Consider the following 18,429-nt stretch of genomic DNA (forward strand, 5'->3'; position numbering starts at 1 on the left):
GCGCAGCGCGCCGGAGCCATGCACGAGCATTGGAACTTGGTTGCCGATATCGGCGGAACCAACACTCGGTTGGGCGTTATTTCAAATGGTAAACTTACCGATCTGCGCAAATACCCGACCGGTAAGCTGCCGCAATTGCTCGAAGCGTTTCACAGCTTGCGGGATGAAATTGGAACCGATCCGCGCGCCGTCGTCGCGGCGGGTGCAGGACCGGTGCGGGACGGTATGATCCGGCTCACAAACGCGCAGCTTGATCTGTCCGAGGCTGACATTGCGCGCGCGACGGGCGCACAGCACACCTTTGTCATCAACGACTTCACCGCCGCTGCGTGGTCGGTTGCCGAGATCACCGGAGACGATGTCGAAGTTCTGCAAGGCGCCGAAACGCCACCGATGGGAACCCGCTTGGTTGTTGGCCCAGGAACCGGGTTGGGCGTAGGTTCTCTGCTCTATTCTGACGGTCGGTTTCACACCGCGTCTGGCGAAGGTGGCCACGTTGGATTGTCGCCCCGTCACGAGGACGAAGTCGAGATTTTCCGCGCTGCACGCGAAATTGCTCCGGACTGTTTTTTTAACGATACCCTGACGCTTGAGGCCGAGATGTTTCTGAGTGGTACGGGATTGCCGATCCTGCATCAGGCCATTCAACTTGCGTCTGGTCTGACGACTGCCGAAACGCGCAGCGCCAAGGATATCCTTGATGATGCCCGCAATGCCTCGGACCCGCTTGCAGTCAGGGCAGCGCAGATGTTCACCTCGCACTTGGGTGCCGTGATGGGCGACTTGGCAGTTGTTATGATGCCAACGGGTGGTGTTTTCCTTGTCGGCGGCGTGGCCGAAAAGAATCGTTGGCTTTTCACCGACGCCTTTATGGATGCCTTCAACGCTGGCGGACGTTTCAGCGATCTGCGACGATCAATGAACCTTTACGTTTCAGAGCAGGACGAATTTGGCATTGTTGGCGCTAACAACTTCTGTAAAAGTGCACTTGCGCGGTAAAATGGCCGCCTGAGTCTCTGATACAGAAAGGACCCGGCATGATCCTGTGCTGCGGTGAAGCCCTGATCGACATGATCGCCTCGCCCACTGTTTCGGGTGAACAGGGTTTTGTGCCCCATTCTGGGGGTGCGATTTTCAACACGGCGATTGCGCTTGGTCGGCTAGGTGTTCCGGCGGGAATGCTGACAGGTGTTTCGACAGATATGTTTGGGCAGCAGCTCAACAAGTCTCTTCAAGCCAGCCATGTGGACACCAGCCATGTCATCGTTTCCGATCGCCCGACGACTCTGGCGTTTGTTCAGCTAAAGGACGGGCACGCGACCTATAACTTTCTGGACGAAAACTCGGCCGGCCGCATGTTGACGCCCGAGGACATGCCCAGCCAGTTGCCTGCGGTATCGGCGCTGTATTTCGGTGGCATCAGCCTTGCTTGCGAGCCTTGTGCAGATGCCTATGCGTCCTTGTTGAATCAACACGGGTCCGAAAAGGCGGTCATGCTGGATCCAAACATCCGTCCCGGTTTTATCAGCGACCAAACCCGGTATCGCACCCGGCTCAATGCGATGATTGCGCAGGCCGATATCGTAAAGGTTTCGGATGAGGATCTGGATTGGATCATTCCGGGACCAGAGAGCCTGACTGACAAAGTTCCGCTGTTGCTGAAAGAAGGCCCCGCTGTCGTCATCGTCACCAAAGGCAGCGAGGGGGCATCCGGATATCTGGCGGATGGCAGATCAACCTCGGTGCCCGTCAAAAAGGTCAAGGTGGTGGACACGGTCGGCGCCGGGGACACGTTCAATGCCGGCGTACTGGCCGAGCTGGAACGCGCCGGGCATTTGAATAAGCAAGGGCTTCGCACCCTGACCCCCGATCAACTGAAAGCAGCTCTTGCCAATGGTGCCGAGGTCGCCGCCGTTACCGTATCACGCGCAGGGGCAAACCCGCCGTGGGCGAATGAACTTTGACCCCGAAAGGGACATTGATGAAACGATCAGATATCAACGCAATCAAAACCGAAGCCGAGGCTTTCATTCGGTCGTTCGGTACGGTTCTACCGCCCTTTGCCAACTGGTCGCCCGACCAGATGAAAAGCGATCAGGCAGCGGTTATTCGTGAACGTGGTCTGGGATGGGATATCACCGATTACGGACAGGGACGGTTCGACGAATTAGGGCTATTTCTGTTTACGCTGCGAAACGGCGATGTCGCTGATCTAAGCCAAGGGCGCGGCATGCTGTACGCAGAGAAACTGCTTGTCTCGCGGGACAAGCAGCTTTCGCCCATGCATCGTCATATCGTAAAGGCCGAAGACATTATCAATCGCGGCGGCGGCGATCTGGTGATGGAGATTTACGCCTCAGATGCCGAGGGCGGGATCGATCGGGAAAACTCGGTGACAGTGCCCAGCGACGGGTGCCCGGTGACGATCCAGCCCGGCGAGCTTTTACGGCTCGGACCGGGTCAAAGCGTGACGCTGATGCCGGGAATCTGGCACGCTTTCTGGGCCGAAAAAGGTAATTGCCTGATTGGCGAAGTATCGACTGTGAACGATGATCGAACGGACAACGTATTCGAGGACCCAATTCCCCGCTTTGCCACCATCGAAGAAGACGCAGCGCAAGAGTTCCTTTTGGTTGCTGATTATTGAAGCAAAAGCTGTGATCACGGAATAGACCGAACTCTACAACGGCGTATGCCGAAGGTACGTTCTGTATTGAAGCATCTCTTTGGTCAGGCGGCCATGTCGATCTCCCGAAAGGCGTGGCAGCAATATCCCGTGTTCAATCGTTAAGGACGGGACAGCCCTTTGCTGCCCATCCCGATAAGCCCCTTTTGCCAAAACGGAAAAACCGACTAACATGCGGTACAACGCGGTAGAGGGACTTGAACGATGGTGACAAAAGCAGAGCTGGAAGCCGAAGTTGCCGAACTTCGCCGTCAACTTGCCCAGCAAACCAAGGCTGATAAGGCGGAACCAAAGGAAGACCATTCCGACAGTCTGATCGACACGATCGAAAACTGGTCAGACCAGATGGACGAAGTTATGACCGAACTCGGAGAATTGCCGCATAAAAAGCCGATCCTGTTTGCGCTTGGCGTTTTCGCGCTTGGCTATCTGATTGGCCGTTCCCGGTAGGAGCCTGCACATGAGCCGCATTTCCCGCAATCTCTCGATCATTCTGCGTGCCGAAAGGCTGATTGCGCAAAGACAAGTCGCAGTAGCGGCCAAACGTACCGGTATTTACGGGGCAGCGGGGCTGGCAATTGGACTTGCGGTCGTGATGTTGAACGTCGCAGGCTTTTTCTGGCTGTCTGAGTCTGTATCATACGCAACCGCGGCACTGATCATGGCCGGCGTCGATCTGTTGGTGGCTGTGCTATTGGCGCTGATCGCCAATTCCATGTCATCACAGACTGACATCTCTGCGGTGGTTGAGCTCAGGGACCTGGCGCTGCAGGACATTGAGACCGAGATCAAGGACAACCTGGCCGAGGCGCGCGACGCTGTCACAGGTTTCCGGCGCGACCCGCTTGGGGCCGTGACGCCCGAGATCGTCAGCGCCCTGCTGGGCGCCTTGATCAAATTTTCCAAAGCTCGAAAGAAGTCGGGCGACTAACCTTACTGCGTCAGGTCAACCGCAGCACGCGCGATTACCATTTCTTCGTTGGTCGGAATCGACAGAATGCGAACGCGGCTAAAGTCTGTCGACAGAACCGTGCCGCCATCCGCGTTTCGCGCGTGGTCCATTTCGATTCCGATCCAGCGCATTCCGTCACAAACCATCTGCCGGATCGGAGCCGAATTCTCGCCAACGCCGCCCGTAAAGATCAGCGCATCAATGCCTTCCAGCGCGGCGGACAGCGCCCCCAATTCCCGGCGGATGCGGAACACATAATAGTCGATGGCCTTGCGCGCATCAGGCGTATCCGCCGCCAGAAGCGTGCGCATATCGGACGAAACCCCGGACAGGCCCAGCAGACCGGACTTGCGATATAGAACTTCGGCGATCTCATCCGCCGACATTCCATCCTGCTGCATCATGTACAGCACCACACCCGGGTCGAGCTGACCGCTGCGGGTCCCCATCGGAAGACCGTCCAGCGCCGAGAACCCCATCGTCGAGGCAACCGCGCGCCCGCCCGAGACCGCACACATGGACGCGCCATTCCCCAGATGCGCAATCACAACGCGGCCATCGTAGAGACCCGGCGCGATCTCTTTCAGTTTCTGCGAGATATAGTCGTAGCTCAGCCCGTGAAATCCGTACCGTCGGACACCCTTGTCATAATAACTCTGCGGCAACGCGAAAGTATCGTTGACCCAGGGATGGGTACGGTGAAAAGCGGTATCAAAACACGCCACCTGAATCGTATCCGGAAATGCAGCGCTGGCCGCCCGGATTCCAGCCAGTGAATAAGGTTGATGCAAGGGCGCGAACGGGACGAACCCCGTCAGAGTATCAATGACCGTTTCATCAATGAGAACCGGTTCGGAATACACCGTACCACCGTGGACGACCCGATGGCCGACGGCCTTCACGTGGATATCCGGGAGGTATTCCCGTGCCATTTCAAGAAAAGCGTGGATTGCTTCGTCATGACTTTGGGTGTTCGATAACGGTCGCTCGATCGACCGACCTCCGGCAGACTGAGCCAACAATCGGGGGGCATCGCCCAAACGCTCGATCTGGCCACGCCAGCGCATGCTGGGACGGTTTTCTTCGACAACTTCGTACAACGCAAATTTCAGTGATGAAGACCCGGCGTTCAGCGCCAGTACATGATCAGCCATAGAGCTTACCTTTACTTGCATAAGCGTGCAGCGCCGCAACCGCGCAAGACGCCAAGCGCGAGGCATCATCATCGGACCGCGATGTCAAGATGATCGGGGCACCAGCCCCTACGACGATCCCTGCGGCCTCGGCATGAGAGATGAAGGTCAGCTGTTTCGCAACCATGTTGCCCGCCTCAATATTCGGGGCGACAAGAATATCCGCTGACCCGGCGACCTCGGACGTGATGCCCTTGGTTCGGGCTGCTTTCAGGTCGACCGCATTGTCCATCGCAAGAGGGCCGTCAACCAATCCGCCGGTAATCTGTCCCCGTTCAGCCATTTTGGACAGCAGTGCTGCATCCACGGAAGACGGCATATGCGGGTTCACGGTTTCGACGGCAGACAAGACACCGACCTTAGGCGTTTCGATCCCAATGGATTGAGCCAAGTGAATTGCGTTCTGAACGATGTCGGCTTTGGTTTCTAGGTCCGGCGCAATATTCACCGCCGCGTCTGTTACCATGATGGGTCTCGGCATGCCCGGCACATCCATCACAAAGACATGCGACAAACGCCGACCGGTTCGCAGCCCGTTTTCACGTCGCAAGACGGCGCGCAACAGGTCATCCGTATGCAGATACCCCTTCATCAGGGTCTGTGCTTTGCCTTCAACCACCAAATCCACCGCACGATGTGCAGCAAGGCCGTGGTCCCGCGCCTCGACGATTTCGAGATCAGAGATATCCGCCCCTATCTCTGCTGCCGCGGCCATGATCTTGTCAGGATCCCCGACGAGGATCGGCGTGATGATGCTGTTGGCATGACCTAGCATCGCGCCACTCAATGAGTTGCTGTCTTCGGGCGCGACCACTGCCGTCGGCATGGGGTCCAAAGGTTTTGCCTTTTCGAGTAGCGCATCAAAATGACGATGACGCTGGACAACAAGGCCCGGAACTTCGATCGAGTCGAACGCCATGTGCTGGGCCGGAGGTGTGACCTGAACCGTACCGCTCAGAACCAAGGCGTTGTCTCCAACGCGGCGCACTTCGGCGGCGCAGATCAGATCGCCATCATCGCGCTTTTCGGCCACCGAGACGAACGCTGTTAGCTCATCGCCAGCAAGAACAGGAATGTGAAAGGACAGGTCCGCGCGGCGGGTTTGGGTCCCTGCCCCCGGCAACACGTTGCCCAGCACAGCCGCGACCAGACCTGCAGGCCACAAAGCCGGAGCTACCGCTTCGGGTTGCCCGTCGCCGTCGCCATCATAGGCTGCCAGATGCAACGGATTGTGGTCGCCCGATGCAGACGCAAACGCATAGAGGTCATCTACCGTACACAGGCGTGTCAGTTGGGCTTCGTCGCCAACTTCCAATTGGGCAAAAGTGCGGTTTTCGTAAATTTTCATTTTGAACTGGCTTTGCTTTTGTCAGAGGGCCGGACGGTCCGCGATTCAGGCTGGCGCTCTGACGCAGGCTGAGGCTCTGCGAGGTTAAGAACGTTGCTCAAATCCTCTACCATCGCTGTCAGTTCCGGCGAAGGCTCTTGTACCTCACCGGTGATACGGCGGATCAAATCGACTGCTTGTTTGCGATCTTTTTCCAGCGGCAGCAAGTCCGGCAGAGTATCGATTGCCCCTTGCCTGTCAAATGTCACAATAAGCGATTGTTCGTGCAGCAGGCGATGACGCTGATCGACCGTCAGGCTTTTGAACGGATCTTCATGCTTGAAGACGTGCGCCCAGCGATCAAGGATTTCGGCCCTGAAACTTTGATTGCTGCGCGCCAAAAGGATCAACATCCGCACCACGGCTTCTGCAACCCACCCTTGCTTTTTGTGCGCTAGGGCTGCTTCGACCTCTGGCAGGGATTTCAAACTTTCGGGATCGGCCAGCGTTCTGTGTGCCGCATTCTTTTGACCGAACCAAGAGGCCAAGGGGCCGCCCCAAAGAGAAAAGAACGTTAACTCGTACCAAGCGTCTCGAACGTCACGGCCATAGTCCATCGCCTGCTCTATCCAATCCGCTGAGATTTTTTCCAATTCAAGAAATGGATTGTCCGGCGCGGCAGAGGTTCGATTTTCCCGCGCCACGTCAGCCCAATATTTCATGCCCAAGGCGGCAGGCTGGGCAGAAGACATCGCCGCACGCTGTACCCTAAGGGGATGCATATTACGCAGCGCCTTTGCCGTCGCAGGAGTAGAAAGGGACTGAACGATCGGACGGCCAAATGTCTCATAAATATTGGCCTGAGTTTCAGACATATGAGCGACAGCGGCAAAGCTCGCTTCATCCAGTTTCCCGTCGTCCAGCGCCGATACGTCCGCCAGTGTTCGCTCATGAAAGCGAACTTCAAATTTCTTGTCGATGCCTTCGCCTTCGATATTTTCTATCTGCATTTCGTACAGGCCCGGCGCCATTGCTTCGACCGTTTCAAGCGTCGAGGCCAGTTCGCTATGTTCCTTTCGGGCCACCTTTGAAGACACAAATATCCCCAGATGCCCGACCTCGTCATGCAGCATGTAGATAATGCGCTGCCCGCGCAGGCGAATCTCCTCTTCATCTGCATAGGTTTCGGCAATCCAGTTCAGCGCCTGCTGCGGCGGAGTGATATTGTCGCCCTGGCTGGCAAAAACAAAAATCGGACCTTTGATCGCCTTGATATCGATAGGTACACCCGGCTCAAGCTGAGCAGTATTCTTGACCAGGCGATTGCCCACGAAAAGCTGTTCGACGATCCAATGGATCTCGGCCTCGTTCAGAATAAAGTACCCACCCCACCAACGTTCAAAATCGATAAACCGTCTACGACCACCTTCGGGATCCCGGTAGAGATCGAAATACTTGCCAAAGTAGTTTCGACTGGCGTTTAGCTGCTCAAAGTTCATCACCAGATTGGCGCCGTCAAACTGACCAGCGCCTAAGTCCGACCAGAACATCGGCTGCCACGTCCCCCCCAGAACCCCGGCATTATAGCGCATTGGGTTTTCACCAACCGCCCCTGCCCAAGGTGCAACGGGCGCTCCGTTCAAGACCAACGGACCCGCTAGATCGGGATTGCACGCAGCCATCAGCAACGTCGCCCACCCCCCTTGGCAGTTACCTGTGACAACAGGGTGCGGGCTATCTGGATGACGGGCGCGCACTGTTCGGACAAATCCAGCCTCGGCATGCATCACATCGGCAAGGGTTTGACCGGGAACCGGATCACGCCCAAAGCTGACGAAATAAACCGGATGCCCCTTGGCCAGGGCGACACCGACCTGACTGTCCGTTTTGAAACCACCGATGCCACCCCCATGCCCCGCTCTGGGGTCGATGATCATGTAGGGGCGCTTTCGTTCATCCAGCGTCACGCCCTTCGGGGGCACGATCTTCAAAAGCTGATAGTTGCAGGGGCGTGTCAGGTCTTTGCCGTCAACGATGACGTCATAGTCATAGGCCAGCACTGGAGGGCAGCCTAGCGCCTCATGTTCAAGAAAAACGTCTCCTCTCTCGCGCAGCACATCCATAGTCAGGGCGACACGCTGGCCAGCATCCCTCAGATACTCAGACCAGTCACTGACGAACGAGCGGGAGGTCAAAATCCGGCCAGAAGCATCAACGACACGTTCAATCAGTCTGCGGGTCCGCTCTGAGTGTTCCTGCGCGATCCGGCTGGATTGCAAAGCCATCGATTGTGACAGCAAGTTCCACTGAACGCCGGACTGGTCCAAGGCATTGGCGACCGCCCCGACGGTGCGATCATTTACGACGGCTGCATCCTTGGCCAAATCCGAACCAAGCTTAAGGGATTTTGAATGAGGGTTCGGTATCACAAGAAAATCCTTTTTCAAACGATGCTTTCGTTCCATCCAAACGGAACATTGGCCGATTCTCTCAATTTTTCTGCGATGCAGCATACCCTTCGTTTCTGATTATCACAAACTTTACGCGGCGATATGACACTTCGACGAAAATCGGACATCTGCCTGCTTCAGAACAGGCGAAACTGCGAAAGCAGCTTTCCTTTGACACGGCGTTTTGGAAATATTCAAAAATCTGATTACAGTGCTTTCAACAAACAACGAGGGCACAATGAAATCACTGACCAGAATTACACGCGGCATTGGCGTTGCACTAAAAGATGGCCGAGTGAAGGGCATCTTGGCTTTCACAGTCGGCATGATCCTTTGGGCATCCGTTTTCTACCATTTTATCGAAGGGTGGAGCTGGCTCGACTCGATCTACTTTTCTGTCGTGACAATTTCGACAGTTGGTTACGGGGATTTTTCGCCGGAAACTGCCGCCGGAAAGGTCTTTACGATGGTTTATATTATCGTCGGCCTCGGCATCTTCGTTACAGCGGCAACGACAGTTGCGGACACGATCCTTTCTCAGGACGACGAAGACAAAAACAAGTAATCCGTCAGGTTCAAAGGCTTTTACCGGTGGTACCGTGAGGGTGCAGACACTCACGCAAACGACCAATTGCCGTTTGGTTTTTTGGGTTATTCTTCAAACCCATACAAATCACCGAGAAAATTAAAAAATATACATATAAAATTTTTTGAGTCTAATATCCAAGAAAAGAAGAACTTTGGAGGGACGGAATGGAAAAGACTCAAGACGCAAAAATCGTCGATCTGGCAATACGCCTGCTGTTTCTAGGATTGTTCATCTACAGCGCTTTGGTCATGGTCGCGCCTCTTGCAAGCGTCGTTATTTGGGCGGCAATTCTCTGCGTAGCTCTGCACCCAGTATACGATTGGCTGCAGGGAAAGCTGGGGGGTCGAAAATCGCTGGCTGCGACGGTTTTGGTTCTTCTTGGCCTTCTGCTGACACTTGGCCCGGTCGCTACTGCTGTATCCGGGGCTGCTGAGCTGGGGTCGGATTTCGCTGAACAAGCAGACAGCGGCGAACTCAAAATTCCTCCGGCCCCGGAAGGGCTCAAGGAATTGCCATTGGTCGGAGACAAAATTGCGGATGTCTGGACCATGTTCGAGCGAAACCTGGACGGTGCGCTTGCCAAATACGGTGCGCAAATTTTGGAAGTCACCAAATCTCTGTTCGGAAAAGTGTTGGGCATTGGCATCGGACTTCTGGGTCTTGCGCTATCCGTCATAATCATGGGCGCTCTGTTCAAGCCGGGTCCTCAACTGGTTCAGGGGCTTCAAAGATTTGCCAATCGCGTCTTTGCCCCACGCGGCGGAGAGTTTGTGACACTGGCCGGTGCCACAATTCGTAACGTCACCAAAGGTGTAATCGGGGTCGCGGCGATCCAAGCGGTTGTCGTCTGGGTTCTGCTTGCGGTCTTTGGCATTTCGTCCGCCGCAACGCTGGCCTTTGTGAGCCTAATTCTCTCAATCATTCAGATTGGGCCCGGTTTGGTTCTTCTGCCCGTGATCATTTACGCCTGGAGCTCGATGTCCGGCGGTGCGGCCTTGTTGTTTACGGTTCTTGCGATCCCTGTAAGCATCATGGATAGTTTTCTGCGTCCTGTTTTCATCTCGAAAGGGCTGGAAACCCCGATGCTGGTCATCCTGATCGGCGTTCTTGGGGGGATGATGGCATATGGTCTGATCGGCATTTTCATGGGTCCAGTACTGTTCGCAGTGTTCTATGAGCTGTTCAAAGTTTGGATCGACCCGGCGCCAGAGTCTTCGGAATCCGCCGAGGAGGTTGCGGAATGAGAAAGACAATCTGGACGACGCTGGCCGTCATTCTCATATTTTTGATCTGGTATCTGGTCGCCGACCGGAAAACGCCGTTTACCGGCAATGCGCGGGTAAAGGCGGTGGCCACTCAGATTGTTCCCCAAGTGACCGGAACTGTTACCGAGGTATTGGTGGAAAACGGCCAGGTCGTATCCGCCGGAGATGTTCTGGTGCGTATCGATCGCAGACCTTATGAGATTGAGCGCGCAAAGGCCGAAGCCGATCTTGAGGCCGCCACTCAGGAAGTTGGTGCGTCGTCAGCCGAAGTGAGCGCGGCTCAGGCGAAACTGGCCCGAGCACAGAGCGACTTGGACACGATGCGAATCCAGACCGAGCGTGTTTTCGCACTTGAGAAGAAAGGTTTGATCTCTATCTCGCGGGCTGATGACGCCCGCGGCCAGTTGGCCGAGTCCGAGGCAAATCTGGAAAATGCCAAGGCCGATTTGGAAAAGGCGAAACAACGGCTTGGGGATGAAGGGCTTGAAAACCCCAAAATTCAGCGCGCGCTTGCAGCTTTGGCCGATGCAGAGCTGAACCTGGAATGGACAGAACTGCGCGCGCCTGCAACAGGGGTGATTTCCAACTTGCTGATCGCACCGGGAACTTACGCTCGGTCGGGTCAAGACCTGTTGACCTTTCTTGATGCAACGGATGTCTGGATCGAAGCCTATTTCACCGAAAACAACCTTGGCCGTGCCGGGATTGGGTCACCCGTGGACGTCGTATTGGACATGCATCCCGGTCAGATCGTGCAGGGCAAAATCGAAAGCTTTAGCGCGGCTGTTTCCCTCAGCGGCGGTGACGAGCCCGGCCAACTTGCAAGCCCGCCGAGCACCAAAGGATTTCTGCGCGAACCCGAGCGATTTCCTGTCCGTATCGTTTTGCCGGGCTACGAGGCCGGAAACGCCGAGGATGATCTTAGGTTCCAGTTGAACGGGCAGGCTGATGTGATCATGTATCTCAGCGACAACGCGTTGCTGAACGTTGTGGGGCGCACGTACATCCGCTTGGTATCGATCCTTTCCTATGCGTATTGAAGACAAACGCTCCGTACTCAGGTTGGCGCTTGGGGTAACCGGCGTTTTTGCATTGGGCCTGTTCCTGGGCTGGCCGCTAGCGGTTATCGGAGCGGTATTCACCGCGCTGTTCCTACAGGCACCCATGGCCCTGCCACTGGCGGCATTTGGAAAGCTGTTCGTGTTTTCCATTGGATTGATGTTTATCTCTTTCCTCTTATCGTCGGTTTTCGCGCCCTATCCAGTCGTTTTTCTGGTGTTGGTCGCCATTGGGATCGTGCTGTCCTTTACATGGTCCGTATCCGGTGCCGGGGTGCTGCCCGGCGTCATCGCTCTAATGGGAGCGTTGATGATCCCAAACCTTGTCCTACAGTCTCAGGATTTGGCCTTGGTTCTGGTGTTCTGGATTCCAATGAACCTGTTCTTTGCGGGGTTTGTATCGACTCTGATGTTCGTGCTGATCCCGGCCGAACCACCCAGCGAAGCACAAACGAAAGCCGCCGCCGACCGGGACTTTGACACCAGCCGCCGCATTTTCAGAATGTCGCTGGTCACAGTTCCGTTTGCGATTGCATTCTTTGTGTACGGTGCTTCGGCCTTGCTTGTTTTGTTCTTCGTGGCTCTTCTTAGCCAACAGCTTGCTGCATTGCCCGCCGCTGGAAAAACGGTCGCCAAGGCAATGTTGACCGCGAACTTGCTGGGGGCCGCGGTATCCATAATCTGCTATGAAATAAACGTCATCGCACCGGTTATGCTGACATCGGTACTGCTATGCTTTTTCTTTTGCATTGCCCTTGGCGCATTAGGAAAAACACAAATTCCGCTTGCCGCTGCTGCAGGGTCGGCGATCACGACCGCTCTGATCGTTTACGGCGGCTCGATCGCACCATTTTCCGACGAGGCGGACATCAAAAGCATTACGCGCGTCTTACAGGTCGCCAGCGCTGCGTTTTTCGTGATCATCGCCTATGTCGTCGTCGACGAATTCTGGCCAGAACGAAAACAGCGCGCTACGCCGTGAATACCATTCTTCGCCAATTCAGGTTGGGCCAAGGGTTTGGGGAAAAGGCTTAGAAAGGTTCGATGTTTCCCAAAAGAATTGAGGTCATGTCGGTTTCAAACGCGCCATCAACCGCTGTGACCCCCACTCCGGTCATGTAGTCTACATTGGATCTGGTAATGGCGGAAAGCTCGGCGTTATCATCCAAGAAAACCCACTCTGCACGGTACGCGGTTGATTGACCCACCGCTGTTTGCAAAATGGCCAAAGCATCCAGCGCGTTTATCATTCCATCTTGCGTTATGTCGGCTGCAATCAGGTTTTCAGGCGATGGTGGACCCCAGGTTGGGTTCAGGCCGACAGACATACGCAAGACCTGCAAAGCATCCAAAGCATTGATATCCGCACTGGCAGCCGAATAGGACTTCACGATATCCAGTTCGCCCGAGAATGTGCCGGACGGCAATCCAAGATCAAACCGTCCTTCGTCATCAGCCCGGACACTGACCGTACCGCCACCATCCAATGAGAACCTGATTTCGGCATCCGTCAGCGCAGGGTTGTCGGTCTTGGAATTAAGCGTAACGTTACCCTGAACGCCGTCTGAACTGCCTGGATCCAGTCCTCCGAAGTCACCGAAATCCACTGGAATATGGTCTGGCCCCTCAAATCCGGACCCGAACACCTGTGCCTCGGTCAAGGGTCCGCCGGAAGCGGATATCACTTCGATCTTTTCATCAAGGTATTCGATCTTTGCGCCCCGAACCGTGGACGTGAACGCCAGTTGTCCCGGAGAGCGCAAGAGCGGATAGTCATACATATCCAGACGATCTATTCCGGCCTGAAAATCCGTAATCGTGGTCGGGTCGCTGCCAAACTGCATTACGAAAATGTCTGCGCCGGACCCACCGGTCATGGTTGTCGCACCGGCATTGACAGACCTGGCGGTCACAACGGCAGAACTTGCGGCTTTAAAGCCAGCATTACCAGCGCTACGGGATCGCGCTTTGGTGCGGTCGCCAATACGCGGGATCGTCAATAGAATTCATCGCACGACAATCGGGGGGCTGGCCCGCAGCGGAGAGGAATTGATAGAAATTGTCCCCTTGGACGACGCGCTTCTGGTCGAAGCATATGTTCCCCCGGAAGACATCGCTTTCCTATATGCGGGACAACCGGTGAAAGTGAAAATAACTGCCTATGATTTCGCACGCTACGGAGCGTTGGACGGAAAAATCACACGAATTGGCGCAAACACACTAACGCGATCGGAAAACAGCGATGAGGAAGTTTTTGTGGTCGAAGTGCAGACCCGTCAATCAATCCTGGATGCCAACGGGGTCGCCGTTGAAATCATTCCGGGCATGATTGCCGAAGTTGACATACTTGCCGGGAAAAAGACGGTTCTGGAGTATTTGTTGCAACCTGTAGTGAAGATCAAAGATCAGGCATTGCGTGAATAGCTTAGGCCACGACCTTTTCTCTTGTAGCCGTCAATCAAAAGTCTACTTCTCGGCGTGTCAGGCCCGACCTAGCGTTCATTCCCCGGGGTCGTGAGCGTTTGATCAACGGAAAGATGCACTACATCCAATCAACATCGCCCAAAAAGATGTATCCGGCCCCATAGATCGTCTTGATCAAACGGGGATTCTTGGGATCTTCACCCAGTTTAGTTCGCAAACGGGATATTCTGACATCCATTGCTCGGTCAAAACTGTCACCCGCAGCTCCGCCCAACGCTTCTTGCATCTGCGCGCGACTAATTAGCCTTTTTGGGCTTTCAAGAAACAGACGCAAAACTTCACCTTCAGCATGGCTGAACGGGGTTTCCTCGCCAGAAGTATCTTCTAGTACGTACCTGTCAAAATGCGCTGTCCAGCCATTGAACCGAGCCGAGTCAGAATGAGTCATCTGCGACCTCGGCGTTCTTAACCTCGCTCGAATTCGTGCGACGACTTCGGCTGGATCAAAGGGCTTTGTGATATAGTCATCAGCCCCAAGTTCCAGCCCCGTCACGCGGTCCTGCACCTGGGCCCGACCCGAAATAATGATCACCGCGGCGCCTTGCTCTAGGGCCAGACGATGGACCAGCGCAAGGCCATCAGTGTCCGGCAAAGACAGGTCCACTAGGCACACATCCGGCGTTACGCGCTTTAGAGATGCCTCAAATTCGCGAGCGCGTGAAAAGCTTTGGGTTCTAAACCCGGCATCTTCGAGCGCATCAGTGAGAATTCGACGAATTTCAGGCTCGTCATCGACAATGGTCACCAGCGGTTGAGTCATCACGCAGCCTCGGTTCGGATCAGGGCGGACAGTTGCGCCCGTGTGAATGGTTTTCGCAGAACCGGCGCAAGCGTCAGTGCCTGCCGGTGCAATGGGTCTGAATACGGCAAAGACGTCATAAGGATGCACGGAAGCCGGGAATTCAACCTTCCCAGCAAATCCAAACCAGTTCCCTCCCCTTCAAGCCGAATATCTGAAAGGACCAACGCGATATCTTCGATATCAGCGGTCAGCGCCAGCGCTTCGTCCGTTGAGGTTGCCTCGATCACCGAAAAGCCCAATTCAACCAGCATATCCCGGAACTGACTTCGCAGATCATCACTGTCTTCGACCAAGAGAACCAAGCCTTCTTGAACAGGAGGGGCGGGACGATAGGGCAATCGCAGAACGACAGAGGCACCGGATGGCGTGTTCCGCAGGTTCAAATCGCCACCGGCCAATTTCACTGTGTCGTAGACCATGGGCAAGCCCAACCCAGAACCCTCGCTGCCTTTTGTCGTAAAAAACGGATTCAGCGCTTTCTCAAGCGCTTCGTTGGAAAACCCCGGACCTGTGTCGGACACGGTAATCTCTATCCAGATTGATCCCACCGTATGGGCGCTGATCGTTATCTGACCAGTCCCTCCGCAGGCGTCCCTTGCGTTGAGAACAAGATTGAGTAGCGCGTCCTGCACCATTCCAGGGTCCAACATCATCGCCTCATCCGGAAGCGTGTTCACTACGGAAAGGCCCACCCCTCGCGGAAGGGACGGCGACGCAAGGATACGCAAATCTTCCAGCAATCCACGCATATCGGTTGCCTTAGGCTGCGGCGTCCGATTTCCGGTCATATCTGCAATGCGGTTCAAAAGCTGCCCGCCCCGGCGGGCAGTTTGCTGGGTTGCGGACACCAATTCGCGGGCGGATTCGGGCAGGTCCATCTTTTCCATTCGAGACTGCATCCCAAGAATAATCGTCAGCAAGTTGGAAAAGTCATGCGCCAAACCGCTCGTCATCTGAGCGGCCATAGCGCGTCGACGGGTTTGTTGCAGCGCAACGCGGGCTTGCGTTTCTTCGGTTATGTCAACGGACATGACATAGACACCACCTTCACCGTCCGGCGTAAAGGATACACGAATCCGTCTTGAGCCTTGATCCTCGGTGAATTCGAACACCGAGGTTTCGCCGTCATAGGCTTTTTGCAGATGTGGCTCGACGCGCAGATATGCCGCCGATCCCAACGCCTGAGAAACATGCATTCCCAGAATTTCAGATGGACGACCTGTCATGACAGAGTTTAAGCGGCGGTTTGAATAGTCGTACCGGCCCTCGGAATCCAAATGCGCGATATGAGCTGGCATCATCTCGGTCGTCATACGCGTTCGGGCTTCGATTTCGGTCAACTGACGCTTGGCCTCTTCCAAAGCCGAGTTCGTCGCAGCCAGTTTTCGGTTTGCTGCCGAAAGTTCTTCGGCTCTGTCCAATAGCTGGCTTGACAGCTCGACGGATCGAGCGCGCAACAGCGCCTCGGCCTGTTTGGTATTGGTTATGTCTGTATAGACGGCAACCCACCCCCCTTTGGGCAACGGAGCCCCTTCAACCGAGATAACCTGACCGTTGGCGCGAACACGCTCTAGGTAATGGGGTTCAAACGTCAAAGCCTGCGCAACCCGAGTATCGACTACGTCATCGACGTCGACGTCTTCACCATATTCGCCATTTTCGGCAAGAAACTGGATGGTATCCCGAAACATTGATCCCGGCTCGACCAGATGATCCGGCAGATTGAACATGACCTGAAACGGACGATTGCTGACGACCAGCCTGAGATTGCTGTCATAAATCGACAAGCCCTGACCAATCAGGTTAAGACCGGCAGTCGTCATAGTCTTGATCTGTTCGTCCGTGATGTTCAATTCCGCCCTCCCCGCGTCACATGCGTAACACCGGTTCCAGCGCAGGTGTAGGGGGCATGAACGCGACAAATAGGGCTAACAGCCGCGCAATTGTTCAATACCGGGATTTTGACATTGGCCCATTCGCCGTAATCGAATGGAGCGACAACGTGTGGTCCATATTCCGCATCCGGTGTCGCAGCATCAAACGCCCTAGTCGAGCCAGCTCTGGCGCGTATTCCGGTTTTGTGGCGACGTTCTCCATTTCTCCATTTTTGCTGTGATCAAACAAGATCGGCGGAAGATCGGCGGCGAACTCAACCAGCGTGAACTTTTCGTCCCGCAAAATTCCCAGGCACGACTCGCTGTTTCCAGTGCCCAAGGTCTTTTGCCAGATCGTCGCCTTTTCCGGCTCAGAGAAGTCAAGCTCGCTAAAGGAATAGTCGCGCCAGTCGTCTGGAACCGCCCCTTGCAGCAAAGGCATCAGGGATCTGCCGTCCATCGCGTTGGGCACCGATTGCCCAACCCAGTCCAAAATGGTGGGGGTGATGTCGATTGACTCAGTGGGCGCAGAAACAAGTTTGCCGGCCTGGGACTGATTGCCCGGCACTCGGATCATCAAGGGGGTGTGAAATGCCGCATCATAGACCGTCATCTTGCCCCAGCTGTGCCGATCACCCAACATCTCTCCGTGATCGGCAGTGATGACGATCAATGTGTCATCATACTGACCGCTTTCCTTTAGGAACCGGACGACTCGACCAATGTGATGGTCCACCTCGCTCGCCAGCCCCAGATAGACCGAACGCAAGATGCGCACGTTCTCGGGCGTCGGTTCGACTTGGTCAAAGCCCAGAACGAAATCCGAAACTGACTGCTTGGCCATTGTCGGCCCAAAAAAGGGGTGAAGCGCCAGCTCGCTGGCTGCATCGGGATAACCGGCTGGCAAGGGCAACGTGGACGGGTCATACATGTCGTTATACGGCGCCGGAGCCACAAGTGGCGGATGGGGTCTGATATAGGTCAGATGCGCGAACCAGCCCTGCCCCGCACGAGGTGCCATATTGTCCAAAAAGGCGTTCGTCAGAAAAGCGGTGTCGCTGTCCTCAGCCGCGTAAATCGCGGGGTCGTTGAGACGGGCCGGGCTTCCGTCCGGGGCAGCCGGTTTATGCACATCCCAGTAGTCGTCGAATTCATACCCTTTCTGCATCAAATGAGACCGCCAAGGATAGGATTCCTCCAGCCTCATCTCGACCACTTCTTCAAACCCGGACATGGCGTTTTCGTATGACCTCAGGATAGGGTCGGATGGATCGTGAACCCGTGGGTCAGCCGACGTGTCAGTGTACCCAAACAGCAGCGGAAGATACCCTGCCTTTCGCATCTCTGTCGCGATGTTTGGGGTGTCGTGACGCAGCGGTGTCCCGTTTCGCACGGATCGATGGTTCATCGCATATTGCCCGGTCAAAATTGACGCCCGGGACGGCCCACATGGGTTCGTCACCGAGAAATGTCGGTCAAAGGAAACCGAGTCCGCCATGAACTCGCGCAAATTCGGCAGTTCAACATGCGCTGCCAATGCTCCGTTCAGGCAATCCGCCCGCAATTGATCGATGATGATGAACAGGACATTCCCCGCGCGCCTCATTCCACTCTCCATGATTCCGTAGACGTGGTCTTGGGCGAACTCTGTCGCGGTTCCGTATTTCGGGCAACAGGATTGTCATCGCCTCAATCCGATTACCTATGAAAGGCACAAGGATCTGATATGCCGCTTGTGCCGGGCACTTG

General features: G+C 55.4%; 17 protein-coding genes. 10 read left to right on the forward strand and 7 right to left on the reverse strand.

What is annotated here, in order from left to right; all coding sequences use genetic code 11:
- Positions 1 to 18: 18 nt before the first annotated feature.
- The 5 genes from ACR0B7_RS11220 to ACR0B7_RS11240 all read left to right on the forward strand — a co-directional run bounded on the left by ACR0B7_RS11220 (position 19) and on the right by ACR0B7_RS11240 (position 3,617).
- Positions 19 to 999 carry a glucokinase gene (locus ACR0B7_RS11220; RefSeq protein WP_480681609.1) on the forward strand — a complete coding sequence of 327 codons (981 nt, stop codon included), beginning with the start codon at positions 19 to 21 and terminating at the stop codon, positions 997 to 999.
- A gap of 38 nt (positions 1,000 to 1,037) precedes the next feature.
- On the forward strand, positions 1,038 to 1,964 hold the full coding sequence (locus tag ACR0B7_RS11225) for a carbohydrate kinase family protein (protein WP_170416000.1): 927 nt from the start codon (positions 1,038 to 1,040) through the stop codon (positions 1,962 to 1,964).
- A 17-nt stretch (positions 1,965 to 1,981) separates the two neighbouring features.
- On the forward strand, positions 1,982 to 2,647 hold the full coding sequence (locus ACR0B7_RS11230) for a D-lyxose/D-mannose family sugar isomerase (RefSeq protein ID WP_170416002.1): 666 nt from the start codon (positions 1,982 to 1,984) through the stop codon (positions 2,645 to 2,647).
- Positions 2,648 to 2,890: 243 nt separating this feature from the next.
- Positions 2,891 to 3,136: a hypothetical protein gene (locus ACR0B7_RS11235; RefSeq protein ID WP_170416004.1), complete on the forward strand. Its 246-nt coding sequence runs from the start codon at positions 2,891 to 2,893 to the stop codon at positions 3,134 to 3,136.
- Positions 3,137 to 3,146: 10 nt separating this feature from the next.
- The gene (locus ACR0B7_RS11240) at positions 3,147 to 3,617 is read left to right on the forward strand and encodes a phage holin family protein (RefSeq protein ID WP_170416006.1); all 471 of its coding nucleotides are present in this window, start codon (positions 3,147 to 3,149) and stop codon (positions 3,615 to 3,617) included.
- 2 nt (positions 3,618 to 3,619) lie between these two features.
- Here the strand turns inward: ACR0B7_RS11240 and ACR0B7_RS11245 are convergent, their stop codons facing one another.
- The 3 genes from ACR0B7_RS11245 to ACR0B7_RS11255 are packed head-to-tail and all read right to left on the reverse strand — an operon-like array spanning position 3,620 to position 8,587.
- The gene (locus tag ACR0B7_RS11245; protein WP_170416008.1) at positions 3,620 to 4,792 is read right to left on the reverse strand and encodes an acetate/propionate family kinase; all 1,173 of its coding nucleotides are present in this window, start codon (positions 4,790 to 4,792) and stop codon (positions 3,620 to 3,622) included.
- A complete protein-coding gene (locus ACR0B7_RS11250; RefSeq protein WP_170416010.1) occupies positions 4,785 to 6,179 on the reverse strand; it encodes a bifunctional enoyl-CoA hydratase/phosphate acetyltransferase in 1,395 nt (464 codons plus the stop codon). The genes ACR0B7_RS11245 and ACR0B7_RS11250 overlap by 8 nt, the downstream gene beginning before the upstream one ends.
- Positions 6,176 to 8,587, reverse strand: a complete 2,412-nt coding sequence (locus tag ACR0B7_RS11255; RefSeq protein WP_480681488.1) for a DUF3141 domain-containing protein — start codon at positions 8,585 to 8,587, stop codon at positions 6,176 to 6,178. The genes ACR0B7_RS11250 and ACR0B7_RS11255 overlap by 4 nt, the downstream gene beginning before the upstream one ends.
- A 259-nt stretch (positions 8,588 to 8,846) precedes the next feature.
- Here ACR0B7_RS11255 and ACR0B7_RS11260 point away from each other — a divergent pair, with 259 nt between their 5' ends.
- The 4 genes from ACR0B7_RS11260 to ACR0B7_RS11275 all read left to right on the forward strand — a co-directional run bounded on the left by ACR0B7_RS11260 (position 8,847) and on the right by ACR0B7_RS11275 (position 12,502).
- Positions 8,847 to 9,173: a potassium channel family protein gene (locus ACR0B7_RS11260; RefSeq protein WP_170416012.1), complete on the forward strand. Its 327-nt coding sequence runs from the start codon at positions 8,847 to 8,849 to the stop codon at positions 9,171 to 9,173.
- Between the two features lie 188 nt (positions 9,174 to 9,361).
- Complete coding sequence (locus ACR0B7_RS11265; RefSeq protein ID WP_170416014.1) at positions 9,362 to 10,441, forward strand: AI-2E family transporter; 1,080 nt, start codon at positions 9,362 to 9,364, stop codon at positions 10,439 to 10,441.
- Entirely contained in the window at positions 10,438 to 11,502 is a 1,065-nt protein-coding gene (locus tag ACR0B7_RS11270; RefSeq protein WP_170416016.1) for an HlyD family secretion protein, read from the forward strand. The genes ACR0B7_RS11265 and ACR0B7_RS11270 overlap by 4 nt, the downstream gene beginning before the upstream one ends.
- A complete protein-coding gene (locus ACR0B7_RS11275; RefSeq protein WP_170576782.1) occupies positions 11,492 to 12,502 on the forward strand; it encodes a DUF2955 domain-containing protein in 1,011 nt (336 codons plus the stop codon). The genes ACR0B7_RS11270 and ACR0B7_RS11275 overlap by 11 nt, the downstream gene beginning before the upstream one ends.
- Positions 12,503 to 12,551: 49 nt before the next feature.
- On the opposite strand, the gene ACR0B7_RS11280 is transcribed toward ACR0B7_RS11275, so the two are convergent.
- Positions 12,552 to 13,397 (reverse strand): dockerin type I domain-containing protein, encoded by an 846-nt coding sequence (locus tag ACR0B7_RS11280; RefSeq protein WP_170485901.1) that lies wholly within the window; start codon positions 13,395 to 13,397, stop codon positions 12,552 to 12,554.
- On the opposite strand from ACR0B7_RS11280, the gene ACR0B7_RS11285 reads away from it, so the two are divergent.
- Positions 13,396 to 13,944, forward strand: coding sequence for a beta-barrel domain-containing protein (locus tag ACR0B7_RS11285; RefSeq protein ID WP_480681491.1), 549 nt, complete (start codon positions 13,396 to 13,398; stop codon positions 13,942 to 13,944). The genes ACR0B7_RS11280 and ACR0B7_RS11285 overlap by 2 nt on opposite strands.
- A 118-nt stretch (positions 13,945 to 14,062) precedes the next feature.
- Here ACR0B7_RS11285 and ACR0B7_RS11290 read toward each other — a convergent pair whose 3' ends face one another.
- The 3 genes from ACR0B7_RS11290 to ACR0B7_RS11300 all read right to left on the reverse strand — a co-directional run bounded on the left by ACR0B7_RS11290 (position 14,063) and on the right by ACR0B7_RS11300 (position 18,286).
- Positions 14,063 to 14,764 carry a response regulator transcription factor gene (locus ACR0B7_RS11290; RefSeq protein ID WP_170389038.1) on the reverse strand — a complete coding sequence of 234 codons (702 nt, stop codon included), beginning with the start codon at positions 14,762 to 14,764 and terminating at the stop codon, positions 14,063 to 14,065.
- Entirely contained in the window at positions 14,764 to 16,629 is a 1,866-nt protein-coding gene (locus ACR0B7_RS11295) for a PAS-domain containing protein (protein WP_480681611.1), read from the reverse strand. The genes ACR0B7_RS11290 and ACR0B7_RS11295 overlap by 1 nt, the downstream gene beginning before the upstream one ends.
- 124 nt (positions 16,630 to 16,753) lie before the next feature.
- A complete protein-coding gene (locus ACR0B7_RS11300) occupies positions 16,754 to 18,286 on the reverse strand; it encodes a sulfatase-like hydrolase/transferase (RefSeq protein ID WP_170416023.1) in 1,533 nt (510 codons plus the stop codon).
- Positions 18,287 to 18,429: the final 143 nt, after the last annotated feature.

This window comes from Ruegeria sp. BB6 (assembly GCF_056539385.1).